Here is a 16,330-nt window from a genome sequence, read left to right as displayed (position 1 = left end):
TGGGTATTCCCCTGTGATATTATTTTTTGAAATTGAGCGTCTGTATAGAGTCGTTAGCGTTCTCTTCGGCAATGAATTGTTGACTTAAATCTTTATTTTGTTTCAATGCATCGCGAATAAGCTCATCGGTAAGCACTAAATGTGCATTTATGATATCACAAAAGGAAATAGGGGTATACATGGCTTCTCCATAAGCAGCTTTATCGGTGTTTAAAATAAATCCATCTTGCGTGATATTTGTAAGTGTCCCGCGAAATTTTCGGCGCCCATCAATTATTATTTTTGTTTCAATTTTTGCAAGATGCCCTTGCCAATGAAAAAAATCAGATTTTCTTACCAATGGACGATCGATTCCAGGTGATGAGATTTCTAAATGATATTTGCGTTCAATAACATTTTGGACATCAAGGAGTGGGGAAACAGTTCGACTAACAGTTTCACAATCTTCTATGGTCATAGAACCATCGGCACGTTCAACCATAATTTGAAGTGTTAAACCATTTTGACCAAGGAGTTTTACACGAACCAAACGAAAACCTAAAGGTTTAAGTAGTGGTATGACAAGAGCAGCAACCTGTGCTTCGATACCCTCTTCTTCAAACAAGCGCGGTTCGTCAAGATTGCTTATTTTTTCAGCTTCGTTCATACATTTTATCCAAGTTGTTTTCATCAGTTTTATGATATTAAAAAAGAGCGGGTCCAACGGCCCACTCTTCATCATAAGACCAAGAATTTAACTATTGATACTCTTAAATTCAAAATTTTTCAAGTTGTTTATGAGAAAAGCGCTTGATCATTTATTTCTTGATAAAGGTAAGATAGGCAGGCGTTCGTCCTTCGCGTAAAGCTTTTGCTTCATAGCGGGTTCCACTCCATAGTGGATAAGGGAGTTTCCAGTCTTGAGGGCTTTCTGCTTTCCATTCAAAGTGATCATGTTGTGCACAATGGTACAAAGTCCAGTTTACATAACTGTCTATATCGCTAGCAAAGCGAAAAAATTTCCCTATTTTAAGAACACGAGCAAAACGGTTAAGATTTTTTATGTTGATGAAACGTCGTTTCCAGTGTTTCTTTTTCGGCCAAGGATCAGGATAGAAGAGGTCTATTCCATCAAGCGAGTTATCAGGGAGCCAATCAAGGAGGCGTGTAGCATCATCATTATAGAGGCGAAGACGATTTTGATGGTTTTGATGCTGTTCAAGAGACAACAATATTTTTGCCATGCCATTGATAAAGGGCTCGACGCCGATAAAACCAGTTTTTGGAAAATATTCCATTTCATGAAGTAAATGTTCACCTCCACCAAAGCCGATTTCAAGTCGAATTTCTCTTACTTTGCTTGAAAATAAGGATGTAAGGTTTGAAGGAGGAGGAACATTTAAATCAATATTAAAATTGGGGAGAAGCATTTTTATACGTGTAAGCTGACTGTTTCGAAGTTGTTTTCCTTGTCGGCGTCCAAAAAATGCTTCACTCTTACGTATATTATGTTTAATCATGGGATTTGGATCATTGTTTGAAGCGTTTTCACGAGATCAGTTTTTTCCCATGAAAACGAACCATCGTTTTTTGGTTTACGACCAAAGTGACCATAGGCAGCTGTTTTTGCATAAATAGGTTTATTGAGGTCAAGATGTTTTCGAATGCCGGTAGGTGAAAGGTCCATTATTTTGCGGATGGCTGCTTCAATAACTTTTTCATCGACTTTTCCTGTTCCATGAAGATTAAGATAAATAGATAAAGGTTGTGCAATACCAATTGCATAGGAGAGTTGAATGGTGCATCTCTCTGCTAAATGAGCAGCAACAATATTCTTAGCCAGATAGCGTGCCGCATAGGCAGCAGAACGATCAACTTTTGTTGTATCTTTTCCTGAAAAAGCACCGCCTCCATGGGGTGCTGCACCTCCGTAAGTATCCACAATAATTTTGCGTCCCGTTAATCCGGCATCGCTTTGAGGTCCTCCAATAACAAATTTTCCTGTTGGGTTAATATACCAACTGCATTGAGCTGCAATGGGAATGTCATGTAAAGCTTGGCGAATGTAAGGCTCAACCACTGTACGTACTTTATTGGAATCCCAGCTTTCATCAAGGTGCTGCGTTGAAAGAACGATGGATGTGACCTCTATTGGTTTTCCATTTTTATAGCGTATGGTTATTTGGCTTTTAGCATCTGGTCCTAATTTTCCAGTTTCTCCCTCTCCTTTATGTCGGGCTGCGGCAAGAAGTTTGAGAATTTTATGCGCATAATAAATTGGTGCAGGCATGAGATCAGGTGTTTCACGGCAAGCATATCCAAACATGATGCCTTGATCACCTGCTCCTTCTTCACCGTGCCGATCCGTAGCATTATCAACCCCTCTTGCTATATCAGCTGATTGGGGGCGCAAAAGAACATCAATTTTAACAGTTTTCCAATGGAATCCTGCTTGTTCATAGCCAATGGTACGAATAGCACGGCGCGCTGCTGTACGAAAACGTGTAGGATTAATGAGTGGAAAGCTAGTTTCATCGTAGATGAATTCTTTATTTTTATCTTTTTTTAATAGCGTATCGGGAACACGTACTTCACCAGCGATAACAACACGGTTGACACTGACGAGCGTTTCACAGGCAACGCGTACTAACCATGGATCAGTACCAGTCTTTTCAGCTTCTTTATAGATCATATCAACGATTTCATCGGAAATACGATCACAAATTTTATCAGGATGTCCTTCCGATACCGATTCGCTCGTAAAAAGATAATCTTGATGCGGCATAGGAACTCCTTCAAAAAAGAAAACCAACGATTTAATTAATTGCTTACTAAAGTCGCTACCATTTGCTAATTCTGTAGCAAATCGTCAATGCAAATTTATATGAATAAAAGAGAAAAGATATAATTTTAATTTATAACTTATTTGTCACATCTTCCTCAGAAAGTGCTTTTGCCAAGTCAATAATTTTTCGACGCACTTTAGCATCAGATATATTTGTAAAAGCGCGCATGAGCTGAATCCCTTCGCTGCTAGAACAAAAGTCTATAAAATTGTGATCACTTTCGGCAAAACCCTCTACTTGTTGGGAGGTAATACCTTTATCAAAAAAGTAAGAAACAGGAACATCCATAATTTCTGCTATCGCTTGAAGACGACTGGCACCAATACGGTTTGTTCCTTTTTCATATTTTTGGATTTGCTGAAAAGTAATTCCTAATTTTTCACCTAGTTTCTCTTGAGTGAGTCCTAAAATATTACGACGTAAACGGATACGAGTTCCAACATAGATATCTATAGGGTCAGGTTTTTTTCTAGTTTCGGTCATAATGCAACTCTTTATTTCCAGCACTTTTCTTCTAAATCAACATCATATTTATGCGAAGCTGATTTATCATATAATTAAAACAATATGTAATATTTTTTCCCAATACTACTGGTACACGCAACATAATGCCGTACAAAGGGCACTTGAATCATTTAAGCTGTTTTGTAGAACCAAAACCAACACGACACAATAGCATAAGGATGAATAAGATAAAAGTAGAGAAAGTTCTGTATTCATTGCTTCCTATAGGGGTAATGGATGATGGAACTTGTGAATCAATAATGCCCACAGCATTTTGTCGAAGAGCTACAACGATTCGTCCATAAGAATCAATAACAGCTGATATGCCATTATTAGCTGCCCGTATGAGGGGGATTCCCAGTTCAACGGCACGAAGCTGTGCTTGTTGAAGATGTTGATAGGGTCCAGGTGTTACACCAAACCATGCATCATTTGTAATATTAATAATTGCTTGAGGCGGGGAGCCTTGAAAAGTCATTTCATGGGGAAATATTGCTTCATAACAAATTAAGGGTAGATAAGAAAATCCGTTTGGCATTGTAACAATTTTGCGCACACTTGCAGTACTATATCCACCAATATTATCGGCAAGGGTACGCAATCCAATTTTTTTCAATAAATTCTGATAAGGAAGATACTCACCAAAAGGAACCAAATGAAGTTTATCGGAGGTATTTAAAATATTACCTTGAGCATTAATGACTGCAATTGTATTAAAATATTGTGTTTGGGAATGAGGTAGATCATTGCTGGCGCGTATTGCTCCGATAATAGCCCATTGTTTAGGTTTTAAAAGAGAGGCAATGCGCATTGTGATAGATGAGTTATCATAAAGAAGGTAAGGAACGGAAGCTTCCGGCCATATGATAAAATCGGGTTCTGAATTTTGATCGGTTGTTGGTGTTGCACTTAGCTTCATATGCGCTTCCAACATAGCTTCTCGTGTATTATCACGCAATTTTATATTTTGTTGGATGGACGGTTGAACAATACGCACCCAATAAGCACTTTTTTGATCTTCAGCTGTGTTTTCTATAGTATGAAGACGATAAAACCCAAAACCACAGTGAATGAATATAAGTGATAAGCAAAGAGAAAGTGCCACTTTCTTTTTTTCATTCGTTAATAAAACAGTTGGCAAACTATAGGCTAAGACAGCAAGAATATTCATTCCGTAAAGTCCTACGATTGCATCAGATTGCATGAACATTGGGGTTGGCATGGCTGTATAGCCAAGAGAATTCCATGGAAATCCTGTGAATAAAAACGCACGCAACCACTCGGATAATCCTAATGCAAAGGCTAAAACAAAAAAGCGTGCTATTCCTTTTGTCCATAATAAACCGACAATGAAACCAGAAAAAAACCAATAAAGAGAAAGGTAGAGTGGAGGGAATAAAATGGCTAATGGGACTGCCCAACCAAAAGAATCTGGATCTGTTAACAAAGCATTGCATAGCCACCAAAGGCCGCAAATAAAATAACTAAAACCAAAGGTTCCACAGCTTAAAGCGTAAGTAAAAAAATGTTTTTTATTGTTTTTGGTGGCCCGTATTGAGTCAAGTAAAACAATAAAGAGAGGGAAAGTTAAAAAGCAAAGAGGTGTTAAATAAAAGGGTGGAAGTGCAAAAGAAGTAAGAGCACCACACAGAAATATCCATGCTTGGCGCTTCCAGCCTGTAACAGAGAACAAAAAAACGATGAAATTGTTTAAAAACGCTGGACTATTCTTTAGGGATGGCATTGTTCTCAAGATTCTCATTTTTGGGAATGCGAAAAATGCGCAATCGTTTAATCCGGCGTTTATCAGCTTCTAAAATACGAAATCTATAGCCAGGTACAGCTTCGACAATTTCACCTTTAGCAGGAATGCGATCAAGAATGGAGACGATCAAACCACCAATAGTATCAACTTCATCACCATATTCCCCTACGATAAAATCAGGACCAAGAGCTTTCTCCACATCTTCTAGTTCAGTTCTTGCATCAACGAGCCATTTATTATTTGGTTCACGTACGATAGCATTGTCGACATTATCATGTTCATCTTCGATATCCCCAACGACTAACTCAACAATATCTTCCATTGAAACGAGACCATCTGTTCCTCCATGTTCATCAATAACTAAAGCCATTTGAGTTCGTGTAGTTTGCATCCGTGTTAATAATTTGCTCGCAAGCATAGAACTGGGAACAAAGAGAACTGTTCGGATCAAATCCAATTCACCGATTGGAGTATGCAAGTCTGTATGGTTTAATTGAAGCAAATCGGATTTTTGTTCGGTTTTTGTTGGGTTGATAATAAAGCGAGTGATGTAGTTAAGAATATCGCGGATATGGATCATGCCGCGCGGATCATCTAAAGTTTCAGCATAAACGGGTATACGAGAATGACCAATTTTTGCAAAACATTGAAGGGTTTCTCCAAGAGAGGTGTTTATTTCTAATGCTTCGATTTCAGAACGAGGTATCATAACATCATCCACGCGTGCTTCACGTAAGCGTAAAATGTTATGCAGCATAGTACGTTCTTCAGGTGAGAAGAGGGCGGTATCTTTTTCATTGTTAGTCGTGAGTGCAACGGTAAGATCATCGCGCAGTGACGTAGATGCACAATTACGACCCCGTAAGAATGAAAATAAATGATTCATCAGGGAATATTTCTCTGTATGATTCGTCTGTTGAGAGGGGTCTTTTTCATTATTAGAAGATGCTTGACTATTATTTTGTGCATTTATTTTGTTTGCCATGGTTTTGAAATCTTTTAGACTTTCTTTTTATAACAGATAAATAAGAGGCTTTAAATGGTATGCTGGTAATATTGATTTTAAAAGTTAAATTTTATCATTGATAGACAATTATGCGTAAGGATCTTTTATGGAAAGCTTTTGAAGAATTTCTCTTTCGAGCTTTTCCATTTTATATGCTTCATCATCAGTTTCATGGTCATAACCAAGCAGATGTAAGATACCATGAACAATCATATGCGTTAAATGATCTTGAAATGTTTTTCCTTCTTTCTCTGCTTCGAAAACAACAGTTTCTCGGGCAATAATAATATCACCGAGCATGGGACCAGGTTGATTTCCAGCTTTAAGTGGAAAAGCAGGAAAGGATAATACATTAGTGGATTTGTTTTTGTTGCGCCATTGTGCATTGATTTGTGCCATATGTTCATCATCCGTAAAAAGCAGGCTAATCTCGCTTACAACATTTTCCAATGAAACATGATGCATAGTTGCCATTAATGCTTTTTCAGTGATATTATAAAGCATTTTCTCATCATTCCACCCTGCGCTTTTAATCATTATATCAATAATAATCATGACGAATCAAATTCATTTTTTAATGCATCGCATGCGAATGATTTTTTTTTATTTTGTATTTCGGAATCACGATCATAAGCACGAACGATAGCAGCAACAAGTGGGTGGCGTACAACATCTTTTTCATCAAAATGCACAATTGCAATATTTTCTACATTTGAAAGAATGCGAATTGCTTCAATGAGACCTGATTTTTGCCCTGTAGGCAAATCAATTTGGCTTACGTCACCGGTAACAATCATACGCGTTCCTTCTCCAAGACGTGTGAGGAACATCTTCATTTGCATGGGGGTAGTATTTTGTGCCTCATCAAGAATAACAGCAGCATGGGCAAGTGTTCGTCCGCGCATAAAGGCGAGAGGAGCAATTTCTATGACACCAGAAGCTAAAATGCGTTCTATTTTTTCAGCGGGCATCATATCATAAAGAGCATCATAAAGTGGTCGTAAATATGGGTCGACTTTTTCTTTGAGATCACCGGGAAGAAAACCAAGATGTTCTCCAGCTTCAACAGCTGGACGTGAGAGAATAATTCGCTCAATGATACCACGTTCTAGAAGCATTGCAGCATGAGCAACAGCAAGATACGTTTTTCCTGTTCCTGCTGGTCCTACACCAAACACAAGTTCAGTATGCTCCATAGCGCTTATGTAAGCGTCTTGTGTTGGAGTTCTTGCATGAATTATTTTTTTATGGGTACTCAACCGTGCTGGTATACGTTTCGTTGCAGATTTGTGTGTTATTGTGTCTTCTTTCTGCTTCTTTGGTATATTTACCATAGCAATCGCTCCTTTTATATCTGATAAAGTGAGCTCTTGATGTGTTTTGGCACGTTCATAAAGCTGCTGCAATACATATTGCGCATGTTTTATAACAGAAATATTTCCACGGATTAAGACTTCATTACCACGCGGATGAATACTAAGTTCGAGTTTTTTTTCGATATAAGCGAGATTTTCGTCAAATTTACCAAAAACTGCTTTTGCATATTTATTATTTTCGAAAATCAAAACAACTTGGCTCACATCTGAAGCGCTTGTTTGTTTCAAGGTATCAGCCTTTTCAAGGGACATATTTACTTTTTCTTTAATACGCTTTATTTTTTCGGTTGAAGCTTTCAGCCTATTCTCCATATCTACATAAACATTGCACATTTTGTTAAGTAAACTTTATAAAAGACAATTTTTACAAAAAGTGCACGCTTTAGATGTAATCATTTTCTTTTAAAATAAAAGAGTTTTCAAAAATATTTATTTTTGAACAAGGTGTTAGAGGCATGTTTATCTATTTGTCACTTCACCAACAAAACTGTTTGAGCTTGCATTTTTAATATGAATTTCTATCACGCTACCTGTAGAGGCTTCTGTATCGACAACAACAGGTAAAAGCCAAGGGGAACGCCCTACCATTTGCCCTGAGTGACGTCCAGGTTTTTCGATGAGAACGTTCGTTTTCTGATCAATTTTAGAACGCAAAAACGCATTTTGTTGCTCAAGGAGAAGGGCTTGTAAATGTTGAAGTCGGGAATCTTTTACAGATTCATCAACATGATTTTTCATTGTGGCTCCCACTGTTCCAGGACGGGGGGAATATTTAAAAGAATAAGCTGAACTGTACTGTACTTGTTGAATAAGTTTAATGGTTTCTTCAAAGTCTTCATCTGTTTCTCCTGGAAACCCTACAATAAAATCGCCTGAAAAGGCAATATCTGGCCGTGCGTTTCGAATTTTTTCGATAAGATGAAGATAATGAGAGCTTTTGTGTTGTCTGTTCATGGCTTTTAAGATGCGATCCGAACCTGATTGAACAGGAAGATGGAGGTAAGGCATTAACATATCAAGATCTCGATGCGCGGCAATAAGGCTATCATCCATATCACGTGGGTGGCTGGTTGTGTAACGCAAACGTTTTAAACCATTGAGTTTTGCAAGATGATAAAGAAGATCGCCAAGACGCCAAGTTTTGCCATCAGCACTTTGTCCATGCCAACCATTGACATTTTGTCCAAGCAGCGTAATTTCTTTGACACCCGCTTCGATGAGTTGGCGGGCTTCCTCGGTAATTTGCTCGACAGACCGTGATATTTCAGCACCGCGTGTGTAAGGAACAACACAAAAAGTGCAAAATTTATCGCAACCTTCCTGTACTGTTAAAAATGCGCTAACACCTCGTTTTCTTACCGCATGTTTATTATGGGGCGGCAAATGAGCAAATTTATCTTCAACAGCATAGTCTGTTTCGATAATTTTTTTTCCTTGTTTTGCTTTTTCTAACAATTCTGGCAAGCGATGATACATTTGCGGACCAATAACAAGATCCACTGTTGGAGCACGGCGCAAGATTTCACTTCCCTCAGCTTGTGCAACACAACCTGTTACACCAACCATCAGGGGTTTATCAGGTGTGCGCTCTTGACGCATAACGCGCAAACGACCAAGATCAGAATAAAGTTTTTCTGCTGCTTTTTCACGAATATGACAGGTATTAACAAGAATAAGATCGGCATCATTGGGAATTTGTGTTGTCACATAGCCTTGCGAACTGAGGCTATCAGTCATCCGTTGGCTATCATAAACATTCATTTGACATCCATAGGTTTTGATAAAAACCTTTTTAGGAGCAACAGGAGGCGTATTTTTAGGATTTACTTTATTCATAGCGCATGTGTAAATGTTTTTTACACAAATCTCAATCTATTTGCTTAAAAGTTTTTTGCATGATAATTGCATCACCACGACCATTTTTTGACGCGTAGTAGGCAAGACGTTCAGAAATTTTTTGAAATTCAAAGCGTTGATAAAGGTTCAAAGCAGAAAGATTTGTGGCTTCTACTTCCAAGAATAATTTTATAGCGCCCTTGTCGTGAAGATGGTGAATTGTACGATCGATAAGAAAGGTACCAATTCCTTGTTGACGATAATGAGGATGAACAGCAATTGTGATGATTTCTGCTTCATCAAGGATGAGACGGCATAGGCAAAAGCCTAAAATTTGATCAGAGCGATCAATGAGAAAAACTTTGTATCCGAAGATAGAGTGATCTGTTAAGAAATTATCAAAAGCTTGTTTTTCCCAAGAAGGGGTAAAACAATGTTGATGAATTTGATGAAGAGAAGCACTATCATTAACTTGTAGCGGAGCAATTCCAAAAATCTTTTTTGTCAATGAAAATTTGGGCATTATTTTTTTTGTGGCAAAGCAAAATTGGTTTGTTGTTTTGCATCAGCGCTGCGTAGATAGAGTGGGCGAGGCGAATTTTTTGATTGTTTGTTTGCAGCAAGATAAGCATAGTTTACAATATCGGCCGCTTCGCAGGGGATTTTTTCTAGGACAATTTTTTCGTGTATTTTATGGTTTTTAATATGCTCCATAACGACATCAGCAGCTGGGCCAGTCAGTCGGGTTTTTTTTGGCAAATCTTCGAGGATATTTTCAATTGTTTTTAATCCCGGCTCTCCCAAAGGTGTGAGATCATTATGAAAATTTTGATGGTAGAACATTCCTCTCCCTGCTTCAATGACAACAGTAATTGCCGATACTGTACTTTTACTGTTTATGACTTGTGCTGCTAACGCTTCAAGAGCACTCACTCCAACAGCTGGTATTTCAAGTGCTAATGCCAAAGCGCGTGCTGTTGCAACACCGACACGTACACCAGTAAATGATCCAGGTCCAATATTGACAGCAATACGCTCAACTTGATCAAGCGTCATATTGGCTTGTTTCATTATTTGTGTAATCTGCCCAATAATTTTTTCGGCATGTCCTTTGTTCATGCGTTCATTGATACGCGCAATAACAGATTTATGACGAATAAGCGCAACAGCACAATAAATTGAAGCAGTATCTATAGCAAGGATAAGCATAAAAATATTTTAGTTGAATAAAACGATAAATAAAAGTCCTGCTGTATTTTTAATCTTTTCATTATCGTATATTTCATTTGTAAGAAAGTTACTAGTGCCAATAAGCAACAATATCTTTTTATGAGATAGAACGAGATGTTAATTTAATCCTTATTATTTCACTTTTTGAATGAGTACCTTGAGTATTGTAAGATTCTCTTATTTTAAATTTACTTATGGTGAAACAATTAAATTTATTAGCTTGTATATTACAAGCGGAGTTAGCGTATGAATCAAAACTCCTTTCACGAATCATTTAAATGTAAGGGTTGTCACAACTTTTAAGCTATCAAATAGTACGTTGATGCCACTTGTATCACATAGTAAGTAAAAGTAATTTAAAAGAGGAAAAGTCATGACCTCACATTTTTTCCAAATAAGAATATATTTTATCAGTCTTTGTATAAAAACCTCAGCGTAATGAGAGCAGATGAAAGAAATGGTATTGTTTTGTATGAGTTACGTATTTTGATACTACCCCGTTGCAAATCATTATGGACTGAAAAGCAAAATTGACAGTTTTCACTTAAATATCAGCTCTTTCAATTTTTTGTATAGAATAATGGGCAATATTTTAGAACTTTTTCTGGTTTATGAAAGAACTGATTTTAATAATAATGAGGACTTTGGGTTGATTGCATACTACGTTGAAAAAATAATAATCAATGCATATTTTAAAATGTTATATGATTTAAATCATTCAATTGTATCATAATAAGGCTACAAATACCGAGAATAATTATGGAGCAGGTTGAAGCCAAAATGACGCGCCATCCTGCTTTTTTTAGTGATCGGATATCAACACCTAATCCTAGTGCAGCCATTGAGATAACAGTAAACAACTGGGCAATAAATTTGATGGGATTGATAGCCTTTTCAGGGATAAGACCACTTGAGCGAACAAGCATCATGATAATAAAGCCAATGATAAACCATGGGACGAGGGTATGTAAACGCAAGCGTGTTTCTGCTGATCGGCGATAAATGATTGATAGAGTAAAAATAACAGGGCCTAACATGAGAACCCGTACTAATTTGACAATTGTTGCAATTTGAACACTTAGAAAAGAGATAGGTGCTGTTGCTGCTAAAACCTGTGGTACAGCATACACAACCATGCCAGCAAGCACACCATATTGGCTAAATGACAAATTCAGAGATGGATGTAAAAAGGGTAGAAATAAAATAATAAGAATTCCTAAAAGAGCAGTGAAGGCAATTGACGCGGCTACATCGTCATGTTTTGCTTTTATAACAGGTGCAACGGCGACAATAGCTGAATTGCCACAAATAGCATTCCCACAAGCGACCAGCATTGCCAAATGTGTAGAAAGCCCGAAAAGTCGGCCGATGGCAAAGCTCAGGATAATCGTTACGAATATCACGAATATGATACTAGCAAGCAAATTCCAGCCAGCTGAAAGGACTGCGTTAATGCTAATGCTTGCTCCTAGAAGAACGATAGCAATTTCGAGAAGTGTTTTTGCACAAAAGGTGATACCTTTTTGAAAATATGTTGGCAAAGAAAAACAACTACGGATAATTGATCCTAGAAGAATTGCCAAAACAAGGCTTTCAAGCCACGCTTCCGTGAAAAACTGTTTTTCTACAACTTCTAAGCCATAAGCTAAGGCTGATATGAGTAAACATACTAAAATACCAGGACCAAAGTCGTTTAAAAGTGAGAGATTTTTCTTTATCATTTTAATATTCCCCCGTCATTAAAGAGCTAAAGGTTAAGAAGAAAAAGTTTTAAAGATTTGTTCTTGCTTGTACAGCTGCTGCTAAAGTTCCATCATCAAGATAATCAAGCTCACCTCCTACAGGAACACCATGAGCAAGTCGCGTAATTTTAACTGGAAAATTAGAAAGCTGATCAGTGATATAGTGAGCAGTTGTTTGACCTTCGACAGTCGCATTGACAGCAAGAATAATCTCCGTAATAGGGTTTTGTACAACACGCTGTATTAAGGTGGCAATGTTGAGTTCGTCAGGACCTATTCCATCTAAGGGGGAGAGTCGTCCACCCAACACATGATAACGTGCGGCTAAAGTTTTTGCGCGCTCAAGGGCCCACAGATCAGCAATATCCTCAACAACGATGATTGTTGTATCATCGCGGCGCAAATCTGTACAAATTGAACAAGGATCAATGGTATCGACATTTCCACAAACAGAACAAATACCGACTTTTTCGATAGCTGCTTGTATAGCCGCTCCCAAAGGCTCCAGCAATGTCTCCTTTTTTTTGATAAGATGAAGCGCAGCACGACGCGCTGAACGTGGACCAAGACCTGGTAACCGTGATAAAATCTGAATGAGACGTTCAATCTCAGGTCCTGCAATGTATTTAGACATATTTTTGTCTCACGGGAAAAAACCGTTTCATTAAAATGGAAGCTTGAAACCTGATGGGAGTGGTAGCCCTGCCGTTATACTTTTGGTTTTTTCTTCTATTGCAACTTCGATTTTTGTTCTTGCTTCATTATAAGCTGCCATAATGAGATCTTCAAGAATTTCACCTTCCTCAGGTTTGAGTAATGAAGGATCAATTTGAATTGCTGTTATAATATTTTTGCCATTTAAAGTGATATTGACGAGACCACCCCCTGCAGTGCCCACAGCTTGCAGATTAGCTATTTCCTCCTGAATCTTCTGCATTTTTTCTTGCATTTCTTTGGCTTTTTTCATCATGCTCATCATTTCACGCATAGGAATAGGTATCCTTATTCATCATTGATATCATTTTTATTTTTAAAAATATCAGCATTTTTAAAGGTATTGGAGAGTAAATCAAGATCATTTTCTTCTTTATTGAGTCGAATATCGACAATTTTTGCTTCTGGGAAATGATTGAGGATTTTCGCAATATCAGGATCTGTTTCTGCATTAGAAAAAAGAGTCTTTTGAATCGCTATACTTTCCTCCTGTAAGGTTGGGCCACCTCCTTCATTAACAAAAGTTATTGTCCAGCGTTTTTCTGTCCATTGAGATATCTTTTTTTCTATATCATGAGCAAGAAATTGTGGGGTATTTTCAGAAAGTCTTAAGGTAATATGCCCAGCTTCAAAAGAAACAGGATGAACAAATTCTTTAATAAGGAGTTTGAAAGGAGTGTCATTATGCTGTTCGGCTAATTGAACAATATCGTGCAAAGAATTAATCACGAGAGTTTTAGGTTCAGTAATCTTTTCTGTTGTTTGCGTGACAGAATGCGATAAATTTACAATCTTTTCAGAAAGATCAGTAGATGGAGAAGTTTCTAGAATTTCTGTTACTTCTTGGGCGTTGATTTTGTCATAGTTTTGATTTTTAACTAAATTTTCCGGTTGTAAGGAATGATCTAATTGGTTTTTCAAAGAGCTTTTTAAATCTGATTGATCGGGTAATGTATTTGAAACGCTCGAGGAAGCATGGGCTCCGACCATTGTTTCTTTTGTTATATTATTTGCATTTGTAGATTCTTGATGAGAAGAGTTTTTAACCAGTGTGAGAGGCGTTTTTTCTTGCGTAAGCTTTTTTAAAGCCTCATCAAGAGTTGGTAAGTCAGCCGTGTGAGCAAGACGAATTAAAAGCATTTCAGCGGCTTGAAGAGGACGTGCAGTTTGATTAACTTCCTGTAAACCTTTGAGTAACATTTGCCAGTTTCGGGATAAAATAGGAACGGAAAGTTTTTTTGAAAAGTCTAAACTTCTTAAACGTTGTTCTTCAGTTAGAGAGAAATCTTCCACTATTTCTGGTGTAAAACGTAAACGTGTGACCAGATGATTAAAATCGGCTAGTTCTGTCAATATAGTAAGAGGATCAGCACCTGCTTCATATTGACTGCGTAATTCATGTAACGCATTGACAACATCGCCCTTCATAATAAATTCAAAAAGATCAATGATACGTGCTTGATCCGCTAATCCTAACATTGTACGCACCGCAATAGCATTAACATTGCCATTGCTATGGGCGATTGCTTGATCAAAAATAGATAATGCATCACGTGCTGATCCTTCTGCAGCACGGGCAATCATAGAGAGTGCTTGATCTTCTACTTCTACCTTTTCATATTTCGCAATTTGACGCAAATGTGCACTCAAAGCTTTTGATTCAATACGTCGCAAATCAAAACGTTGGCAACGCGAAAGAATTGTAATAGGAACTTTGCGAATTTCTGTTGTGGCAAAAATAAATTTCACATGGGACGGTGGTTCTTCAAGAGTTTTCAATAAACCATTAAAGGCTTGTGTTGAGAGCATATGTACTTCATCTATAATATAAACCTTATAGCGTGCAGAAACAGGACGATAGCGTATTTGTTCAATAATTTCACGAATATCATCAATGCCCGTATGAGAAGCGGCATCCATTTCTATAACATCAATATGGCGTCCTTCGATAATTTGTGTGCAATGTTCTCCAAGAGAGTCCAATACGGTTGTTGGTTGATCAATATCTTTTGTTTTATAATTAAGCGCACGTGCCAAAATACGTGCTGTTGTGGTTTTACCTACGCCACGAATCCCTGTTAACATCCACGCTTGTGCAATACGACCTTTTTCAAAGGCGTTGGTGAGAGTACGCACCATAGCTTCCTGACCAATGAGGTCAGAGAAGTTTTTTGGTCGATATTTACGAGCAAGAACACGATAGGCTGTTTCTACCGGTAAATTTTCCATGAGTATTTCCAACTTCGAAGTTCTTTATGCGTACATTTTGATAATACAAAAGCATAGATCAATACTGTAGTCTCATATAAAAGGATTTTTTCTTAATCAAATTATTTATGGGACAATTTGTTTAAAAATAACAAAACCCCTTTATTTGCTGCATACAAATGCTGCTCTGAAGATTAAAAATACCTCGCTAAAAGACAGCATAAAAAATAATTTCTTCAGCAAAATAGGAGGTTGGAACGATGACCCGTACCAGAACTCGTTGGGGCTGCTTCTTTCCAGACCTGACCCAGTTGGCGAGTAGTTCGTCCACCACCAACCTCCCAAGCTCATATTGTCGATTTGGAATGAAAAATCAAGATCAGAAACGAAAAATATCCTAAGAACGACGAAGAATTTTCCTTTGCGTTTAATTTATTGACATATAAACAACAAAGAGATTGTGGATTTACCAGTTTTTATAGCAGTAGCTCTTCATATTTATTTGGTATGAAAATATTTTTTCGCTTAAGATAGTCTGAATGTATAATTATTCTCATTCGCTGAAACATGTAAGAGTTTTAGGATAGATACATCTGTTCTAAAACTACGAAATTGAATCATCAAAAATTTACAATAGTCAAAGAAGCAAATAAAGCAGATAGATCATGTAATTGGCTAACATTCGAAAGTCAGGGGGAAGAGTGCTATTTAAAGAATTATAAAATATTGCTTTAATGGTGTTTCTCATCTCACACAAAACAGAACATCCCAAACAGAATATATTTAATGTTATACATTCACAGGCTTTTGAAAGAGCGATTGCTCAATACTCTTAACTATATTTCAAACGCCACTCATAATAGTATACATGCTTCCCTTGAGTTATAAATCTATTGTTGCACTACCCTCTTTATGCTTAATACAAAGTATAAATTTTAGCCCTCATGCTATTTAACAACTCCCAATGTTGCGATCCCTTGTACTTGAGAGGCTTTATAAGAAGCATTTTTATTCCTTTTTTTAATCGTTTTTACTCACACACCAATCCCATTTGTAACTTTCAAAGAAACGATTTTAATGGATTTAATATGAGATTTAAGATGGGAGGATTTTACTTTATTCGT

Annotated in this window: 15 protein-coding genes and 1 other RNA gene; all 16 read right to left on the bottom strand. The window is 37.3% G+C overall.

Going from position 1 to position 16,330, the window contains the following annotated elements:
• Positions 1–19: 19 nt before the first annotated feature.
• The gene (gene rimP / locus ACFIKN_RS03405; protein ID WP_273790647.1) at positions 20–670 is read right to left on the bottom strand and encodes a ribosome maturation factor RimP; all 651 of its coding nucleotides are present in this window, start codon (positions 668–670) and stop codon (positions 20–22) included.
• A 127-nt stretch (positions 671–797) separates the two neighbouring features.
• Positions 798–1,499 carry a tRNA (guanine(46)-N(7))-methyltransferase TrmB gene (locus ACFIKN_RS03400; RefSeq protein ID WP_375631073.1) on the bottom strand — a complete coding sequence of 234 codons (702 nt, stop codon included), beginning with the start codon at positions 1,497–1,499 and terminating at the stop codon, positions 798–800.
• A complete protein-coding gene (metK, locus tag ACFIKN_RS03395; protein ID WP_273790586.1) occupies positions 1,496–2,764 on the bottom strand; it encodes a methionine adenosyltransferase in 1,269 nt (422 codons plus the stop codon). The genes ACFIKN_RS03400 and metK overlap by 4 nt, the downstream gene beginning before the upstream one ends.
• A 130-nt stretch (positions 2,765–2,894) precedes the next feature.
• On the bottom strand, positions 2,895–3,308 hold the full coding sequence (locus ACFIKN_RS03390; protein WP_273790585.1) for a helix-turn-helix domain-containing protein: 414 nt from the start codon (positions 3,306–3,308) through the stop codon (positions 2,895–2,897).
• Between the two features lie 148 nt (positions 3,309–3,456).
• The gene (gene lnt / locus ACFIKN_RS03385) at positions 3,457–5,091 is read right to left on the bottom strand and encodes an apolipoprotein N-acyltransferase (protein WP_273790584.1); all 1,635 of its coding nucleotides are present in this window, start codon (positions 5,089–5,091) and stop codon (positions 3,457–3,459) included.
• On the bottom strand, positions 5,054–6,079 hold the full coding sequence (locus tag ACFIKN_RS03380) for a hemolysin family protein (RefSeq protein WP_273790583.1): 1,026 nt from the start codon (positions 6,077–6,079) through the stop codon (positions 5,054–5,056). The genes lnt and ACFIKN_RS03380 overlap by 38 nt, the downstream gene beginning before the upstream one ends.
• A gap of 108 nt (positions 6,080–6,187) precedes the next feature.
• Positions 6,188–6,655 carry an rRNA maturation RNase YbeY gene (gene ybeY / locus ACFIKN_RS03375; protein ID WP_375637600.1) on the bottom strand — a complete coding sequence of 156 codons (468 nt, stop codon included), beginning with the start codon at positions 6,653–6,655 and terminating at the stop codon, positions 6,188–6,190.
• Positions 6,652–7,776, bottom strand: a complete 1,125-nt coding sequence (locus ACFIKN_RS03370; protein WP_375637610.1) for a PhoH family protein — start codon at positions 7,774–7,776, stop codon at positions 6,652–6,654. Before ACFIKN_RS03370 ends, ybeY begins: the two co-directional genes overlap by 4 nt.
• A 159-nt stretch (positions 7,777–7,935) precedes the next feature.
• A complete protein-coding gene (miaB, locus tag ACFIKN_RS03365; protein ID WP_375631070.1) occupies positions 7,936–9,312 on the bottom strand; it encodes a tRNA (N6-isopentenyl adenosine(37)-C2)-methylthiotransferase MiaB in 1,377 nt (458 codons plus the stop codon).
• Positions 9,313–9,343: 31 nt separating this feature from the next.
• Positions 9,344–9,835: a ribosomal protein S18-alanine N-acetyltransferase gene (gene rimI, locus ACFIKN_RS03360; RefSeq protein WP_375657911.1), complete on the bottom strand. Its 492-nt coding sequence runs from the start codon at positions 9,833–9,835 to the stop codon at positions 9,344–9,346.
• Positions 9,835–10,521 (bottom strand): tRNA (adenosine(37)-N6)-threonylcarbamoyltransferase complex dimerization subunit type 1 TsaB, encoded by a 687-nt coding sequence (tsaB, locus tag ACFIKN_RS03355; protein WP_375631069.1) that lies wholly within the window; start codon positions 10,519–10,521, stop codon positions 9,835–9,837. The genes rimI and tsaB overlap by 1 nt, the downstream gene beginning before the upstream one ends.
• Before the next feature lie 713 nt (positions 10,522–11,234).
• Positions 11,235–12,263, bottom strand: coding sequence for a YeiH family protein (locus tag ACFIKN_RS03350; RefSeq protein WP_273790578.1), 1,029 nt, complete (start codon positions 12,261–12,263; stop codon positions 11,235–11,237).
• Between the two features lie 49 nt (positions 12,264–12,312).
• Positions 12,313–12,918 (bottom strand): recombination mediator RecR, encoded by a 606-nt coding sequence (gene recR / locus ACFIKN_RS03345; RefSeq protein ID WP_273790577.1) that lies wholly within the window; start codon positions 12,916–12,918, stop codon positions 12,313–12,315.
• Positions 12,919–12,948: 30 nt separating this feature from the next.
• Positions 12,949–13,272 carry a YbaB/EbfC family nucleoid-associated protein gene (locus tag ACFIKN_RS03340; protein WP_375631067.1) on the bottom strand — a complete coding sequence of 108 codons (324 nt, stop codon included), beginning with the start codon at positions 13,270–13,272 and terminating at the stop codon, positions 12,949–12,951.
• Between the two features lie 14 nt (positions 13,273–13,286).
• Positions 13,287–15,227 carry a DNA polymerase III subunit gamma/tau gene (locus ACFIKN_RS03335; RefSeq protein ID WP_273790575.1) on the bottom strand — a complete coding sequence of 647 codons (1,941 nt, stop codon included), beginning with the start codon at positions 15,225–15,227 and terminating at the stop codon, positions 13,287–13,289.
• Positions 15,228–15,450: 223 nt separating this feature from the next.
• Positions 15,451–15,548, bottom strand: an RNA gene (ffs, locus tag ACFIKN_RS03330) — signal recognition particle sRNA small type.
• Positions 15,549–16,330 lie beyond the last annotated feature (782 nt).

Origin of the sequence: Bartonella sp. CL436QHHD (assembly GCF_042195105.1) — a bacterium.
Taxonomy (GTDB): Bacteria; Pseudomonadota; Alphaproteobacteria; order Rhizobiales; family Rhizobiaceae; genus Bartonella.
The sequence above is the reverse complement of the archived record's forward strand: the minus strand, read 5'-3'. Positions and strand labels throughout refer to the sequence as shown.

Bases quoted from the DNA above. Each gene is read 5' to 3' on its own strand.
- rimP (WP_273790647.1), bottom strand. From the start codon at position 670: ATGAAAACAACTTGGATAAAATGTATGAACGAAGCTGAAAAAATAAGC.
- ACFIKN_RS03400 (WP_375631073.1), bottom strand. From the start codon at position 1,499: ATGATTAAACATAATATACGTAAGAGTGAAGCATTTTTTGGACGCCGA.
- metK (WP_273790586.1), bottom strand. From the start codon at position 2,764: ATGCCGCATCAAGATTATCTTTTTACGAGCGAATCGGTATCGGAAGGA.
- ACFIKN_RS03390 (WP_273790585.1), bottom strand. From the start codon at position 3,308: ATGACCGAAACTAGAAAAAAACCTGACCCTATAGATATCTATGTTGGA.
- lnt (WP_273790584.1), bottom strand. From the start codon at position 5,091: ATGAGAATCTTGAGAACAATGCCATCCCTAAAGAATAGTCCAGCGTTT.
- ACFIKN_RS03380 (WP_273790583.1), bottom strand. From the start codon at position 6,079: ATGGCAAACAAAATAAATGCACAAAATAATAGTCAAGCATCTTCTAAT.
- ybeY (WP_375637600.1), bottom strand. From the start codon at position 6,655: ATGATTATTATTGATATAATGATTAAAAGCGCAGGGTGGAATGATGAG.
- miaB (WP_375631070.1), bottom strand. From the start codon at position 9,312: ATGAATAAAGTAAATCCTAAAAATACGCCTCCTGTTGCTCCTAAAAAG.
- rimI (WP_375657911.1), bottom strand. From the start codon at position 9,835: ATGCCCAAATTTTCATTGACAAAAAAGATTTTTGGAATTGCTCCGCTA.
- tsaB (WP_375631069.1), bottom strand. From the start codon at position 10,521: ATGCTTATCCTTGCTATAGATACTGCTTCAATTTATTGTGCTGTTGCG.
- ACFIKN_RS03350 (WP_273790578.1), bottom strand. From the start codon at position 12,263: ATGATAAAGAAAAATCTCTCACTTTTAAACGACTTTGGTCCTGGTATT.
- recR (WP_273790577.1), bottom strand. From the start codon at position 12,918: ATGTCTAAATACATTGCAGGACCTGAGATTGAACGTCTCATTCAGATT.
- ACFIKN_RS03340 (WP_375631067.1), bottom strand. From the start codon at position 13,272: ATGCGTGAAATGATGAGCATGATGAAAAAAGCCAAAGAAATGCAAGAA.
- ACFIKN_RS03335 (WP_273790575.1), bottom strand. From the start codon at position 15,227: ATGGAAAATTTACCGGTAGAAACAGCCTATCGTGTTCTTGCTCGTAAA.